Source organism: Pontibacter silvestris, assembly GCF_020907275.1.
Taxonomy (GTDB): Bacteria; Bacteroidota; Bacteroidia; order Cytophagales; family Hymenobacteraceae; genus Pontibacter; species Pontibacter silvestris.
The window spans coordinates 41,002-56,233 of the sequence record NZ_JAJJWI010000003.1; the positions used below are offsets into that span (position 1 = coordinate 41,002).

General features: G+C 42.3%; 11 protein-coding genes. 7 read left to right on the top strand and 4 right to left on the bottom strand.

Annotation, left to right across the window (positions count from 1 at the left end):
* The first annotated feature begins 252 nt into the window (after positions 1–252).
* The 4 genes from LN995_RS03410 to LN995_RS03425 all read left to right on the top strand — a co-directional run bounded on the left by LN995_RS03410 (position 253) and on the right by LN995_RS03425 (position 6,280).
* The gene (locus tag LN995_RS03410; protein ID WP_229958377.1) at positions 253–861 is read left to right on the top strand and encodes an HlyD family secretion protein; all 609 of its coding nucleotides are present in this window, start codon (positions 253–255) and stop codon (positions 859–861) included.
* Between the two features lie 77 nt (positions 862–938).
* On the top strand, positions 939–2,798 hold the full coding sequence (locus LN995_RS03415; RefSeq protein ID WP_229958379.1) for a M61 family metallopeptidase: 1,860 nt from the start codon (positions 939–941) through the stop codon (positions 2,796–2,798).
* A 405-nt stretch (positions 2,799–3,203) separates the two neighbouring features.
* Complete coding sequence (locus tag LN995_RS03420) at positions 3,204–5,474, top strand: TonB-dependent receptor (RefSeq protein ID WP_229958382.1); 2,271 nt, start codon at positions 3,204–3,206, stop codon at positions 5,472–5,474.
* The gene (locus LN995_RS03425; RefSeq protein WP_229958384.1) at positions 5,474–6,280 is read left to right on the top strand and encodes a DUF4249 domain-containing protein; all 807 of its coding nucleotides are present in this window, start codon (positions 5,474–5,476) and stop codon (positions 6,278–6,280) included. Before LN995_RS03420 ends, LN995_RS03425 begins: the two co-directional genes overlap by 1 nt.
* A gap of 107 nt (positions 6,281–6,387) precedes the next feature.
* Here LN995_RS03425 and LN995_RS03430 read toward each other — a convergent pair whose 3' ends face one another.
* From LN995_RS03430 to LN995_RS03440, 3 genes are all read right to left on the bottom strand, one after another.
* Positions 6,388–7,203: a purine-nucleoside phosphorylase gene (locus tag LN995_RS03430; RefSeq protein WP_229958386.1), complete on the bottom strand. Its 816-nt coding sequence runs from the start codon at positions 7,201–7,203 to the stop codon at positions 6,388–6,390.
* Between the two features lie 251 nt (positions 7,204–7,454).
* Complete coding sequence (gene sppA / locus LN995_RS03435; RefSeq protein WP_229958388.1) at positions 7,455–9,218, bottom strand: signal peptide peptidase SppA; 1,764 nt, start codon at positions 9,216–9,218, stop codon at positions 7,455–7,457.
* Between the two features lie 214 nt (positions 9,219–9,432).
* On the bottom strand, positions 9,433–10,701 hold the full coding sequence (locus LN995_RS03440) for a replication-associated recombination protein A (protein ID WP_229958390.1): 1,269 nt from the start codon (positions 10,699–10,701) through the stop codon (positions 9,433–9,435).
* Positions 10,702–10,888: 187 nt separating this feature from the next.
* On the opposite strand from LN995_RS03440, the gene LN995_RS03445 reads away from it, so the two are divergent.
* From LN995_RS03445 to LN995_RS03455, 3 genes are all read left to right on the top strand, one after another.
* A complete protein-coding gene (locus LN995_RS03445; RefSeq protein WP_229958392.1) occupies positions 10,889–11,623 on the top strand; it encodes a DUF2490 domain-containing protein in 735 nt (244 codons plus the stop codon).
* Between the two features lie 186 nt (positions 11,624–11,809).
* A complete protein-coding gene (locus tag LN995_RS03450) occupies positions 11,810–12,793 on the top strand; it encodes an aldo/keto reductase (RefSeq protein WP_229958394.1) in 984 nt (327 codons plus the stop codon).
* Positions 12,794–12,828: 35 nt separating this feature from the next.
* Positions 12,829–13,533, top strand: a complete 705-nt coding sequence (locus tag LN995_RS03455) for a dienelactone hydrolase family protein (protein WP_229958396.1) — start codon at positions 12,829–12,831, stop codon at positions 13,531–13,533.
* A 110-nt stretch (positions 13,534–13,643) separates the two neighbouring features.
* Here the strand turns inward: LN995_RS03455 and LN995_RS03460 are convergent, their stop codons facing one another.
* Complete coding sequence (locus LN995_RS03460; RefSeq protein ID WP_229958399.1) at positions 13,644–15,005, bottom strand: APC family permease; 1,362 nt, start codon at positions 15,003–15,005, stop codon at positions 13,644–13,646.
* Positions 15,006–15,232 lie beyond the last annotated feature (227 nt).

Sequence of the window (15,232 nt, forward strand, 5' to 3'; positions counted from 1 at the left end):
ATAGCATACATACTGTTCATTTAATGTTCGGTAGCAGACACCAACTGTACGGAAACGGACAATGGGAATACAGCCATTAAGCCTAATACCAACATAACACTCTCACGAACAGCCGCCTAATTAAAATGGCATATTTATTGGCAACAAATAAAAGAACTATAAAATAAACTGTACTTATTACTACACCACATTCTCATAGACAAGGTAATTGAAAAGAAAAGATCTCCTGCCAAAATAATCACAGTAGCCGCTGTGGCCCTGGCGCTTATTCTTGTTATCTACAACATGCTTTTTGCAGAGCATACTTCTAAACTGAATGTAGATACGGAGCGGGTAACAATTGGCGATGTGCAGCAAGGTACTTTTCAGGCATTTATTGCCATAGATGGTTCTGTAGATCCGCTTAATACTTTTTACCTTGATATAACAGAAGGTGGCCGTTTGGAGAAAATCTATACAGATGATGACCAGCCCGTTGAGAAAGGAGATACCATATTAAAGCCCTCTAATACTACGTTGCAAATAGATTTTATGACGCGTGAAACGCAGTTATATGATCTGATGAACGAACGCCAAAACTCAGAGATCACCATGAAACAGGACCTGATCCGAAAGCAGAATGAACTGGCAGAGATAGAGTACAATCTGGTCCTGGCAAAACGAAAGTTTGAGCGGAACCAAATGCTGTTTGCTGAAAAGGTAATATCACAGAAAGAGTATGCAGCTGCTAAAGATGAGTATGAATATTTGAACAAGCGTAAGATATTGGCAGACCGTTCTGTAAAGCAGGATGCACAGTTGATGAATGGTCGCCTGCATCAGTTGGATGAATCAGAGTCAAAGCTGCTGTCTCATCTATAAATATTACCTTCTGGTCGAAAAAGGTTCTTATTCTGCAGGCAGAGACCTATCTTTAATCAGAATTTTTAAATTTAACTATGCTGAAAAGAATACTCACTATACTTGGCCTTTGCCTGCCTCTCGTTTCTGCATCTTATGCACAAACAACTACTGCTGAAAAATACAATGTAACTATTGATCTGACCAGCGTAGAAAATGATAAAGTGAATGTTACTGTAAACGCTCCGGCTATTGAGCAGGATGTGGTAGTCTATATTATGCCTAAAATTGTGCCTGGCACTTACTCAGTTTCTGACTTTGGTAAATTTGTGTCTGATTTTAAGGCGTATGATAACAGCGGTAATCTGTTGCAAGTTGAGCCACTAGATATAAACCGCTGGAAAATCAGTAATGCTACTGCGCTAGACAAAATTACATACTGGACCGATGACAGCTTTGACACACCCAAACAGGAAGATGTATTGTTCGAACCGGGCGGCACTAACATTGAACAAGACCAGAACTTCCTGCTGAACACGTTTGGCTTTATAGGATATTTTGAAGGTATGAAGAACGTGCCTTATAACCTGCATGTAACCAAGCCCGCAGGCTTCTACGGCTCCACTCCCTTAAAAGCCACTTCTTCTACAGATACCTCCGATACTTATGCAGTTGCTGATTACATGGAACTGGCAGATTCTCCCCTGATGTATAATAAGCCAGACACCACCATGCTATACATTGGTAACACAGAAGTACTGGTATCGGTTTATAATCCTTCAGGACGCGTTACCTCAAAACCTGCCGCCACTAATGTAAAAGACATACTGGAGGCACAGCGAAGGTACCTTGGCGGGAGCTTACCAGTAGATAAATATGCCTTTATTATTTATGTGCCTGCAAAAGTGGGCAAATCCGGTTCCTTTGGCGCACTGGAGCACTCAAATTCTTCTGTTTACTACCTTCCTGAAATGCCGGAGGCTCAGTTTAGCAGTACAGTACGCGATGTAGCAGCGCATGAGTTCTTCCACATTATAACCCCGCTTACTATTCATTCTGAAGAGATAGGTAATTTCGACTATATTAACCCTAAAATGTCGGAACACCTGTGGATGTACGAAGGCGTGACAGAGTATTTTGCCTCCCATGTACAGATTTACGAGGGCTTGTATGATCTGGATGAATACCTGGAAAAACTGCGGGAGTACATTATTACATCAAGGTCCTACTATAACGACACACTTCCTTTCACAGAGATGAGTGCTAAGGTGCTGGATGAATATGAGAAAGAATATGGCAACGTATATCAAAAAGGTGCTCTGATTGGCTTAGTGCTGGATATAAAGCTGCGGGATCTGTCTGATGGCCAATATGGGTTGCGTAATCTGATGCTGGACCTCTCTAAAACATACGGCAAGGAACAATCTTTTAAAGACGAAGAACTGTTTGATAAAATTGCCGAAATAACTTACCCTGAAATTCGGGAATTCTTTACCCGCTATGTAGAAGGGAGCGAGCCTCTGCCGCTTCAGGAGACTTTACAGAAAGTTGGCATCAGCTATTTACCTTCTTCCACAGAGAAAATAAATTCTTACGGTAGTTTTATACCAGGCTATGACAGAGAACAGGAAAAGATAATAGTAGAAGACACAGCCGACATGGATGCTTTCGGAAAAAAGATGGGCTTTAAACAAGGAGACCAACTACTGGCCTTCAACGGTACGGAAATCACACCTATAAATATCCGGGAGATTATTGGGGAAAGACTTCAGGAAATGGAGCCTGGCGAAAGAATTACCATAACAGTAGGCCGTAAAAAGGCATCGGGCAAAATAAAAGAGAAAAAGCTAAAAGGGCAGGTAACACAGATTGAACGAGAACTGCCACATGTGCTGCAAGTAGATCCTATGGCAACGCAACAGCAGAAAGAGCTCCGTGCAGCCTGGCTGAATAAGTAAGAGCTTGATCTGTCACCTGCCTGCGTTATCCAGTATTGCATAATGCTGGCAGAAAAGTTTCAAAGTTACACCAGCTAAGGTGAAGAGGTTACGGCACAAAGAAAGGATAAGCTATATTAAAAATAAAAAATCTTATATTGCTGTAAACAGACTTAATAAACAACATTAAAGCCTAATAACCAGCATATTATACTAAACCCACTTCTTTAAACAGGAGTGGGTTTGTTATTTATATATCTTTTTTTAGATATAGTACGTAAACATTATATACAAATCAGCGTTAGCCCGAAAGCTATATTTTTCCAGAATACATTTTTTTATTATTTATATTCACTTTAGGACAAAACAGAGGGAGGCTCTATGCGCTTTATACCTGCATGTACATGTTGGGTTTTAATTTTACTAGTGTTATTCACAGCACCTGCTTATGCCCAAACCTTTAATGTTAGTGGCTATATAAAAGATGCTTCAGAAAGCGGCCCCCTAGTTGGAGCCACTGTGGCAGTGCATGAACAAAATAGTGGTACAATTACAGACGCTGAAGGTTTCTACACGCTGAGCTTGCCACCAGGTAAGCATACCTTAGAGGCTTCTTACCTTGGCTACCAGAATACAAGCCGTACAATTACCATTACAAATACAGATAAAAAAGTAAACCTGATACTCGATGCTGCAACCAATGAGTTGACTGAGGTGCAGGTAGAGGCATTTTCTGCAAGGCAGAAATTAAACGATACCCGCATGGGCGTAGAGTTTCTGGCATCACGCGATGCCAAACTACTGCCTGCTTTGATGGGTGAAGTAGATTTAATGAAGGTTTTACAACTTAAGCCTGGGGTTCAGTCAGGAACAGAGGGTTCTTCCGGCTTATTTGTCCGGGGCGGCAGTGCAGACCAGAACCTGGTGCTTTTAGATAATGCATTGCTCTACAACCCTTCTCACCTGCTCGGCTTTTTCAGCACTTTTAACTCAGATGCTGTTAAAAGTGTAGAACTTTACAAAGGCGGTTTTCCGGCTGAGTTTGGAGGCAGGTTATCATCTGTAGTAGATGTAAGGCTACAGGAAGGTAATTATGATGAAGTAAAAGTAAGCGGAGGTTTAGGCCTTATTTCCTCTCGCCTTACAGTGGAGGGACCTGTCGCAAAAGATAAAGCCTCTTTTATTTTCTCAGGAAGGAGAACCTACCTCGATGTGTTTACCAGAATGATAAATAAGATGGAGGCAGACAACGCTGACTTCAACCCCATACCAGACTACTATTTTTATGATCTTAACGGTAAGCTTACTTATAAAATAAATAAACGGGACGAACTGTCGGTCAGCAGTTACTATGGCCACGACTCATTTGGTTTTAACGACGAGGATTTCAGGTTTGGGTTCGATTGGGGTAACAGAATAGCTAACATCAGCTGGCAGCATAAATTCAATTCTCACTTCTATATGAGAACCTCTGCCAACACCACCAGTTACCAATACAACATTTCCAACAAAATAGACAGTTATAGCCTCGGCCTTAGCTCCAGCATTAGAGACGTAGGATTTAAAACTGATTTTGACTTACTATTGAGCAAAGAGCACAGCCTCAAGTTTGGAGCTATGGCTACACGGCATGCGTTTAGTGTAGGGCGCGTTACCTACGACAGCGATGATGATACCCAGGATTATGGAGGAGGCAGTAATTATAAGGCTACTGAATTCGGAACTTATATTTCTGATGATTACCAGGTAAACGCCCTGTTATCGTTTAACTATGGCATGCGTTTCTCAGGGTTCAATAGTAGTGGCAAAACTTATCTTGCATTAGAGCCACGTGCTTCAGCTAAATACAGCTTAAACGAGAACCTTTCAGTTAAAGCCAGCTATGCAAGCATGATGCAGTATCTACACCTAGTATCGAACTCCGGAGCTTCTATGCCTACCGATATCTGGTTTCCTTCCACTAAAGGCACAAAGCCGCAGCGCTCACAGCAAACGTCTGCAGGGGTTAACTACATTTTCGGCCACGGCAAGTACCTGTTCTCAAATGAGCTGTATTATAAATGGATGCACCGGCAAATTGATTTTAAAGACGGGGCAAACCTTTTTATTAATGATAATCTCGAAAATGAATTCCTCTTTGGGAAAGGCGAAAGTTACGGCAATGAAATATACCTGGAGAAGCTGAAAGGCCGCACTACCGGCTGGATAGGCTACACTCTGTCTTGGGCTTACCGGCAGTTTGAAGGAATAAATGGCGGTCGCCGCTTTCCTACCAGTTTCGACCGTCGCCATGACCTGAGTATTGTGTTGCTACACAAGTTAAACAAGCGCCTCCACCTAACAGCAGCCTTTGTTTACGGTACCGGAAACGCTTACTCTTTACCAGTAGCCAGGTTCGCCTTTCAGGATATTGAAGGAGATGCTGCCACTATTGTTCCTATTTATGCTGATAGAAACAGCTTTCGACTTGCCTCTTACCATCGCTTAGACTTAGGTGCAGTGCTTAAACTGAAGCCAAAACATGGAGAATCAGACCTGACTTTCAGCGTGTACAATGTCTATAATCGGCGAAACCCATATTTCGTTTACTTTGAGCAGGTCAGGAACAGTGACCGTGACGAAACATTGGGTTTTAGAGCAAAGCAGGTTTCTCTATTCCCCGTTGTACCCTCTGTTACTTATAACTTTAAATTCTGATGAAACTAAAGTCTTACCTATATATCATCCTCCTGTTACTGTTTACAGCCTGTGACCGTGATAAGGAAATTTATATAGACCTCCCTGCACACACACCACAGTTGGTAGTAGAATGTTATCTGGAACCGGGCCAGCCTTTTAGATTGACAGTACTGGAAAGCGCCAGCTATTTTGCAAGTCCAGACCCTCCGTTGGTGCCTGATGCCAAAGTTTTTATCATGTTCAAAGATCAACGTGTAGAGCTTACTTATAAACCTGGGGTAAATAAACTGAATAATAAGTTTTATACACACACCAGTAGTGTTTTAATGACTGGAGAACCAGGCGATATATATACACTGGAGGTTACAGACAATCAGGGGCGAAAAGTTACAGGTACCACAACTATACTTCCTGTAGTACCAATTGATACAGTAGAATGGCGATTTAGCGACGATAATGAAAAAGCAATTTTAATAACTTCTTTTCAGGATGTTGCCAGTACTGCTAATTACTATCGCTATATGGCAAACCCATATAACTTGGATACAAGCCCTGAGCAGGACGAAATTCATGACGATAACCTTAATAATGGCAAACGCATTTCACTTAACTCTTCTTACGAATTTAACAGAAATGACACCGTTGTTATTTCGCTTTTCAATATAGAAAAACAATACTATGATTTTTTAAACTCAGCTTATAGCGCCAAGGATGCTAACGGTAATCCTTTTGCACAACCTACTAGTATTAAGTCTTCTGTAACCGGCGGAATCGGTATTTTTACAAACTTAGCACTAGATAGAAAGCAAATTAAGTTAGAGTAAGACATAGTACTGCAAACACGGTTGTATGCTTAAATAGCAAAACGAAAAGGGAGCGATGATTGTGCCACAGCTCCCTTTTATTGTAATCTTTATCTGCCTTTCCAAATTTATTGCTGCCTGATCAGCTCACGGATCAGCATGGTCATACGAGGTTCGGCTATAGCAGCAGCTTCCAGAATCTCTGCTAACACTACTTTCTTGATGCGATCCGGTGTACACATATCTGTGATAACAGACACGGCAAATACAGGCATACCCATATGTCGGGCCGTAATTACTTCCGGCACAGTAGACATCCCAACAGCATCGGCCCCTATTACACTCAGGTAGTGGTACTCTGCTTTCGTTTCCAGCATAGGGCCAGGTAAGCTAGCATACACTCCTTCCCGCAAGTCAAAATCAGCATCCTCTGCAATAACCATTGCCTGCCGTACCAGTTCTTCATTATATACATCACTCATGTCTGGGAAGCGTGGCCCAAGGTCATCCAGGTTTTTACCAACCAAAGGGTTGGTTGGCTGTAGGTTAATATGGTCTGTAATCACCATTAGTTCACTAGTGCTGAACAAAGGATTCAACCCGCCGGCAGCATTAGACACGAACAGCTTTTTCACACCCAGCAACTTCATAACACGCACCGGGAACACTACCTGCTCCATGGTATAGCCTTCATAATAATGGAAACGACCTTGCATTACTACAACAGACCTTCCTGCCAGTTGTCCGAAAATAAGCTTACCGGAGTGGCTCTCTACCGTAGAAACCGGGAAATGTGGAATATCAGCATAAGAAAGGCTATGCTGCACTTGAATATCGTTTACAAGAGCACCAAGACCTGTGCCTAATATAATACCGAACTCCGGTGCAAAACCACCAGTCTTATCTATAATATACCCCGTGGCGTCCTGTAATTGCTGCATCATAATAATTGCCAATTTTGAATGAGTGAATAAGCGAATAAATTTTAAACATCAGATAAATGTATAGCCGAATCAGAAACACTACATTATAAATATGTACATGCTGAGTATGTCAGTATACATTTATTCTGTGCAGCGGTAAAGTTGCAAAAAATAGACGGCCTTTAAAACAAAAAGCCATTGCAGTACTGTATCTGCAATGGCTTTCCTATAAACTGTCTTAAGACTCTTGCTCGAGGTGTGCAGGTATATTGCTATTGCACACTTAGTTCGTAAGGCAAACGAGCCTGTAAGCCTTGTATGTTTTCTACTTTCTTGTAAAGTTTGTAGTAAGGGTAAAACTCACCTAACTCAGCCTTCATTGAACTTTCTTTAACCTGGGTGCCCATCCCTTCAAACATCTCCTCAAAGAAAGACTTTTGTTGTGGAAGAGACCTAAGTCTGTAGTCTCCTTCGATACCAGCCTTGGCAGCTGCAATTTCTATGGCTTTATCTAAGCCTCCATATATGTCTATCAGGTTACGTTCTTTTGCCTCAGCACCAGACCATACACGGCCTGAAGCATACTGCTTCAGCTGATCCTGACTCATGTTACGGCCCTGTGCAGCTTTGCCTGTGAAAGTTTCGTAAATCTGGTTTATCTCGCGTTGAATAACCTGCTGCTCTGCCTCTGTCATAGGGCGTGTTACAGTAGGCACATCAGAGAATTTACCAGTATTGACATGATCTACTGTAATACCCAATTTATTATTCAGAAACCCTTGGAAGTTCGGTATTATACCAAATACACCAATGCTACCTGTAATCGTGTTCGGGTGGGCTACAATGGTGTCGCAGCCCATCGCAATATAATATCCGCCAGAAGCAGCCATATCAGACATAGAGGCTATAACTGGTTTCTCTTTTTTAGTAAGCTGAATCTCCCGCCAGATAACGTCAGAAGCCAGCGCGCTACCGCCTGGTGAGCTGATACGCAACACCACTGCTTTTACTCTCTCATCCTGACGTGCCGTGCGTATAGCTTCGGCAAAGCGCGTACTGCCAATGTTACCTGCGTCTCCTTCGCCATCTACAATATCACCTTCCGCATAAATAACAGCAATACGGTTTCTGGAGGAACCACCTTCCACATCATCAGCTACTTTTTTATATTTATCAAGCCCTATCGTGACCAGCTCCTCATCTTCACCAAGTCCCACCTGAGATTTCATATAACTGATGGCTTCGTCAAAGTAACCAACGTCGGTAATCAGGCCATACTGCTTTGCTCCCGCTGCATCATGCACCAGCATATTATCAGAAATATTTTTCAGTTCCTCAAATGTCTTACCTCTGGATTTAGCAATGTTCTGCAACTGGTAATTATTAATAGAGTTAAGAAAAGAGTTAAGCTGCTCACGGTTCGCATCGCTCATTTCTTTCAGGAAGAATGGCTCTACAGCACTTTTGTAGTCTCCTACTTTAAATATTTGCGCCTGAATGTCCAGCTTATCCATAAGCCCTTTAAAAAACATTACTTCTGAACTCATGCCGTTAAACTCCAGTGTTCCCATGGGGTTCAGGAAGATTTTATCAGCTACAGAAGTCAGGTAATAAGCCTTTTCTGTTGTTACGTCACCATAAGCAACAACAAACTTACCAGACTCTTTAAAAGAGATTAATTCCTTGCGAATCTCTTCCAGTTTACCCATCCCTGCATCTACAAAACCTAAGTTCAGGAAAATTCCTTCAATGTGATCGTCAGTTTTTGCTTTACGGATAGAGGCTTTAATCTTATCTAAGCCATCGGCATTGGAGAAGGTACCAAAAGAAAAGCCAAGGTCTCCAAATGGGTTTTCCGGCTCACGTTCTGCAATGGGTTTATCAAACTTTAGTTCAAGGATAGAATGATCAGTAACAGTTACTTCCTCTTTTGACGCTGAACTGGCGGCAATACCAACCAGCAGCAGTATACTGATGAAAGAGAATATGAGCAGACCAACAATGGTGGCAAGCACATACTTTAGAAAATTTAACATATAGAATTATGGGTTGTTTTAAATGACTATGCGGAAATTTTACTAACTCCGCTAATTAATAACAAAGTTAAAGCTTAAAGTTCACCTGTTTAACTACTTCTCGACTAATACCCCCTTTTTATAGACCAATGGTTAGTACATTAAGTGTTGCCACATAACAGCTAATTATATAACATCAATAGCCTTCGGGTATAGATCCCGAAACTTTCGAAAGCTAATAACGATACTTATCTCCCCACTGCCCTTTCAGTTGCTTCCGCATCTCATTTTCACGAGCATTCTGACCAGGTTCATACAAGATAGTTGTTTTAAGGCCATCAGGCATAAATTCTTGCTGCACAAAGTTTCCTTCATAATCGTGGGCATATTTGTAATTGTTTCCGTAGCCAATTTCTTTCATGAGTTTGGTAGGCGCATTACGGATATGCAATGGCACTGGCAGGTTACCTGTTTGCTGCACCAGTTGTCTCGCCTGTTTGATGGCCTTGTACGAAGCATTGCTCTTTGGAGATGTGGCCAGGTAAACAGTAGCCTGCGAAAGTATTATTTCTGCCTCAGGGTAACCTATCATCTGTACTGCCTGAAAGCAGGAAGTAGCCATAAGCAGTGCATTGGAGTTTGCCAGGCCAATATCTTCTGAAGCAGAAATCAGCAGCCTCCGTGCAATAAATTTAGGATCTTCGCCACCCTCAATCATACGGGCAAGCCAGTATACTGCGGCATTCGGATCAGAGCCTCTGATCGATTTAATGTAGGCAGACACCAAATCATAATGCATTTCACCGGATTTGTCGTACATAACTATGTTCTGCTGCGCTACCTGTTTCACCAGTTCATTGGTAACAACCACTTCATCGGCTTGCACACCCTCCGCTACTATCTCTAACAGGTTTAGGAGTTTACGGGCATCACCTCCTGATATGGTCAACAATGCTTCATAATCCTGTATCCTCACTTTTCTGTGACGCATCCATTCATCTTCTGTTAGAGCCTTATCAACTAACTCTATCAGTTCGTCTTTGCTTAAGTGCTTGAGTATGTATACCTGGCAACGCGACAGCAAAGCTGAGATTACCTCAAAAGAAGGATTCTCTGTGGTGGCTCCCACCAGCGTTACAGTACCTTTTTCCACAGCCCCCAGCAGGGCATCCTGCTGCGATTTGTTGAAGCGGTGAATCTCATCAATAAATAATACAGTACCCAGGCGTTTCTTTGCCTGGTCTATCACTTCCCGTATGTCTTTTACACCAGAATTAATGGCACTTAGCGCGACAAAAGGCACTTTTAGTTGATTGGCAATAATATTAGCCAAGGTGGTTTTCCCTACACCCGGGGGCCCCCACAAGATCATACTAGGTATAACTCCGCCTTCAATATAGCGCCGCAAAATACCTGTTGGCCCCACCAGGTGCTTCTGTCCATAATACTGATTGAGGGTATGTGGCCGCATTCGCTCGGCCAGCGGTATATTCGGATGATTCATTCTTTTCTCTGCCTTTCAGCCCAACATAGACTGATAGCAAAGCTACGAATTTGAGAGGAAAGAGGTAAATGTTAGACTAGTTTAGGAGTTCAGGGAGTTATAAATGATTTTATCTTAACGTAGATTTAATTAATATATATTAAACCTATAGACTCCATATATTTACAGAAATTTATGAGATATCATAATGAGAAAAGCATTAATACTGTTTCTTCTGTTTCCATTTTTATCAAAAGCTCAGTCGGGCAAACAAGTTATCCATCAGAACTTATTCTGGATGCGGTATAACAATCAACTTATATTAAACCAGAAATGGATTATACAGTCTGAAGTGGACAATCGAATGTTTCTGTCTCCGGTAAAGGAACACCACCTGGTAACAAGGGCACAGGCAAGATATGCATTAAACCCGGCTGTAACACTTGGCGCGGGGCTTACCTATGCTTTACAGCACCCTCAGAATCCTGATTCTGAAAGTGACCTTGTCGTGCCGGAACTCCGTCCACAGCAGGATATTACTCTTAAACAAACACTTGGGAAAGTTATCCTCTCACATCGTTACCAGGTGGACGAGCGATTCATTAGAAAAGCCGATGGGGAACAGTTATCAAAGACCTATACTTTTAACTTTCGCTTCAGGTATAGGCTTCAGGGAGAAATTCATGTATTTAAAACTGCTAAAAATGAGCTTAAAATGGTGTTGAATGATGAAGTGATGTTAAATACCGGTAAAAATGTGCAGTTAAACACCTTTGATCAGAACAGGATTTATGCAGGCTTGCAATGGGGCCTATCACCGCAGATGGCTCTTGAGCTTGGCTATATGAACTGGTATCAGCAGCGGCCATCCGGAAAAGAGTTTTATCAAAGAAATATCACTCGCCTCTCTCTCTTCCATAAATTAGATTTATATAATAACTGAGGCTCCTACCTTAATAAAGTTTCACAGGTTATGTTCCTGCTTTAGACACAATAACAATTTAATTAATATCAATCACTAAAGGTGACCATTATTTTGGTACAACCTTTATTACATAACAAAAACATTAGTACAAGCACTACAGTAAATAAGTAATCACCTTTATTCAATTACACCTAACATAATCCTATGAAATACAGAAAATTCGGCTCTACCGAAGAACAACTTTCAGCCATTGGCTTAGGCTGTATGGGCATGAGCCAGGCATATGGCACCCGCGATGACGAAGAATCCACAGCTACTTTACACGCAGCCTTAGACCTGGGTATTAACTTCTGGGATACCGCCGATGTATATGGGCCGCATCATAACGAGGAGCTTATCTCGAAAGTGCTCGTACCGAACCGCGACAAAATATTCATTGCTACCAAGTTTGGCTTTACCAGAGACGAAAATGGGAACATGGCCTTTAACGGTTCTCCTACCTATATGCGAAAAGCTGTGGAAGGCAGCTTGAAAAGACTGAACATAGATGTAATAGACCTCTATTACGCCCACCGGATTGATCCTAATGTGCCTGTAGAAGAAATGGTTGGCGCTATGGCTGAACTGGTAAAAGAGGGGAAAGTCCGTCACATCGGTTTATCAGAAGCAGCACCTGCCTCTATCCGCAAAGCACATGCTGTACACCCTATCGCAGCGGTGCAGTCGGAGTACTCTTTCCTTACCCGTGATGTGGAGCAGGGAGTTCTTCCGCTTTGCAAAGAGTTAGGCATAGCCTTTGTGCCGTTCGGCCCGCTAGCCAGAGGCTTGGTAACGAACACCATAGATAAAGACAGTCTGCCAGACAACGACATGCGTAAGTCTTTGCCTCGCTTTGCGGACGAGCATTGGGAAAATAACCAGAACTTGGCAAAGGCCTTTTCTGAATATGCCGCCATTAAAGACTGTGTGCCTGCCCAACTGGCATTGGCCTGGGTGCTGGCTCAAGGCGACAACATTATACCGATACCTGGCACTAAACGCCGAAAGTATCTGGAACAGAATGCAGGTGCCGTAGATGTTGCGTTAACCACTGCCGACCTACAGGTGCTGGATGACTTACTCGTTAAGTACCCGAACACAGGCAACCGCTACAACGAAGCCCTTATGAAAATGGTAGATAAATCTTAAAGTTAGCAACTACTAAATAATCATCAAAAACACGCATGAACAACAACACCTTTATTCCACTGCAACCATCAGATGGGTCTGAAATGGAGGCATACATTGCCATGCCCGATAAGCAAGGATCTTACCCTGGCATTATTTTACTGCAGGAAGCATTTGGTGTAAATCATCATATCAGAAATGTTGCTGAACGCATTTCAGGTGAGGGCTACGTAGTTATTGCACCAGACCTCTTTCATCGTACAGCTAAGCGTATCGAAATACCTTATGATGATTTTTCCGCTGCCATGCCACATTATCAGGCCATTAGTAAAGAAGGGCTTACGGCAGATTTGCAGGCTTCATACGATTGGCTTCAACAGCAGGAAAATGTGGTACGCGAAAAGGTAGGCAGCATCGGGTTCTGCCTCGGCGGCAGAGTTTCTTTCCTGGCCAATGCGATCTTACCTCTATCAGCAGCTGTTTCCTATTATGGAGGAGGAATTCAGTCGTTGCTGGATGAGGCAGTAAATTTTCATGCACCTCATTTATTTTTCTGGGGCGGACAAGACAAGCATATCCCGCAGGAACAGATTACATCTATCATAAGTGCTGTTAAAGAGGCAGGCAAGGAATACATAAATGTAGAAATATCATACGCCGACCATGGCTTCCACTGCGACGAAAGAGGCAGCTACAACCCGGAAGCCGCCAAAGAAGCGTGGGCCATGACACTGGCTTTCTTTCAGAACAAGTTGAAGTAGTAGAAAGCCGTATCTCCAGGGCTTTAAGAACAAATTCTGAAAGCCCTGGAGATACTTTAGCTGGCATTAGAGATGCAAAAGCAAATAGATGAGCAGCTGTTTAAGAAAGTTTACAGTTCTTCCTCACTTGCCTCTACCTTACGATACGGCCATTCATTATTCACTTTTGCCTTGATAAAGTAAACCACTGTACCTAGCGAAATTACCACTAAACCAGACACAACCATTGTAATACCTGTCGATACCATAATACCAACCCACATGGCAATGGCAATGTAAACAGGCAAAGGGAACAAAGGCATCTTGTAAGGAAACTGACTCTCACTCCTCGCCTTTCTAAGTAAAAGTAAGCCGAAAGCCTGTCCTATAAACTGAATCAGGATACGCATGGCAAGAATGGCACTAATTACATCGCTAAGTTTAAACAACATACTGAACACAAAAGCCACGCCTCCCAGAAACAGAAGCGAAACATGCGGAAAGTGTTTTGTAGGGTGCAACCTGGCAAATATTTTAAAGAAAGCGCCGTCTGCGGCAGCGGCATAAGGTATACGGCTATAGCCTAGTGTGGCAGAGAAAACAGAAGCAAAGGCTACCCATAGAATCAGGCATGTCACAATGTTAGCTGCCGTACTTCCTGCTAATTGTTGGATAAAGACACTCACTACAAACTCACTTTCTTTTGCTTCCTGCCAGGGTATGACACTCACCACGCTAATGTTCATCATCAGGTACAACACCGCAATACCAGCAATAGACAGAAACATGCTGCGCGGAATATTCTTCGACGGATTTATAATTTCCTCTCCCAGATGGCATACATTGTAATAACCTAAGTAACTGTAAACACTTTTTACGCTGGCAAAGCCAATGGCTGTTACAAAGGCATAGTTAAAGGTAAGGCCATCATTCATCTCCCTAACCGGCTGTACAAAATTACCATATGCAATGCCGCCTCCAATAATCCAGAGCATGGTAACAATTACACCACACCACAGCAGAACACTTATTTTACCAATAGCTTCAATTTTACGATAAAGGAGAATAACGATTAAAATAACCACAGCGCCACTTACCATTTTAGAAGTAACAGGAGTTAAAGGCACCAGGTACGAGAAGTAAGACGCAAAGCCAATAGCAGCAGACGCTATTACAAGCGGTGCCTGAATCATGGTTTGCCAGACAAAAAGAAAGCTCATAAAGCGGCCGGCACCATTTTTCCCGTAGGCTTCTTTCAGGAAGTTGTAGCTACCGCCTGCTTTGGGAAACGCAGCACCCAATTCACTCCAGATCATCGCATCTACAAAAGACAATGCAGCTCCTGCCAGCCAGGCATACAGAAAGTAAGGTCCGTTCATCATGCCTATTACCATAGGCAATGTTATAAAAGGACCAATACCTACCATATCTATCATGTTAATGGCAGTAGCCTGCCTGAGGCCAAGGCGTCTTTCCAGCGTAGTTTTAGGCATAGGCGAAGATCTTACAGGTTTGTTGTTGCTACAGTAATATTAAAAGAAGATATATTGTCAGAACCTCTCATGAAGCTGAACTATCCACTAAGCATATATTAAAATACAGAAGTTAAAATATAGGATATTCTTACGGGATAAAACATTATATATAAGATATATCAGTATATTTTCTTCCTTTTGTTCTATCAACTGTTTTTCAAAATGTGCTATATAATATTTATCTT

What these genes read in the sequence shown, in the direction of transcription:
- LN995_RS03430 (WP_229958386.1), bottom strand. Translation starts at nt 7,203, where the DNA reads ATGATGCAGCAATTACAGGACGCCACGGGGTATATTATAGATAAGACT.
- LN995_RS03460 (WP_229958399.1), bottom strand. Translation starts at nt 15,005, where the DNA reads ATGCCTAAAACTACGCTGGAAAGACGCCTTGGCCTCAGGCAGGCTACT.
- LN995_RS03455 (WP_229958396.1), top strand. Translation starts at nt 12,829, where the DNA reads ATGAACAACAACACCTTTATTCCACTGCAACCATCAGATGGGTCTGAA.
- LN995_RS03425 (WP_229958384.1), top strand. Translation starts at nt 5,474, where the DNA reads ATGAAACTAAAGTCTTACCTATATATCATCCTCCTGTTACTGTTTACA.
- sppA (WP_229958388.1), bottom strand. Translation starts at nt 9,218, where the DNA reads ATGTTAAATTTTCTAAAGTATGTGCTTGCCACCATTGTTGGTCTGCTC.
- LN995_RS03445 (WP_229958392.1), top strand. Translation starts at nt 10,889, where the DNA reads ATGAGAAAAGCATTAATACTGTTTCTTCTGTTTCCATTTTTATCAAAA.
- LN995_RS03450 (WP_229958394.1), top strand. Translation starts at nt 11,810, where the DNA reads ATGAAATACAGAAAATTCGGCTCTACCGAAGAACAACTTTCAGCCATT.
- LN995_RS03415 (WP_229958379.1), top strand. Translation starts at nt 939, where the DNA reads ATGCTGAAAAGAATACTCACTATACTTGGCCTTTGCCTGCCTCTCGTT.
- LN995_RS03440 (WP_229958390.1), bottom strand. Translation starts at nt 10,701, where the DNA reads ATGAATCATCCGAATATACCGCTGGCCGAGCGAATGCGGCCACATACC.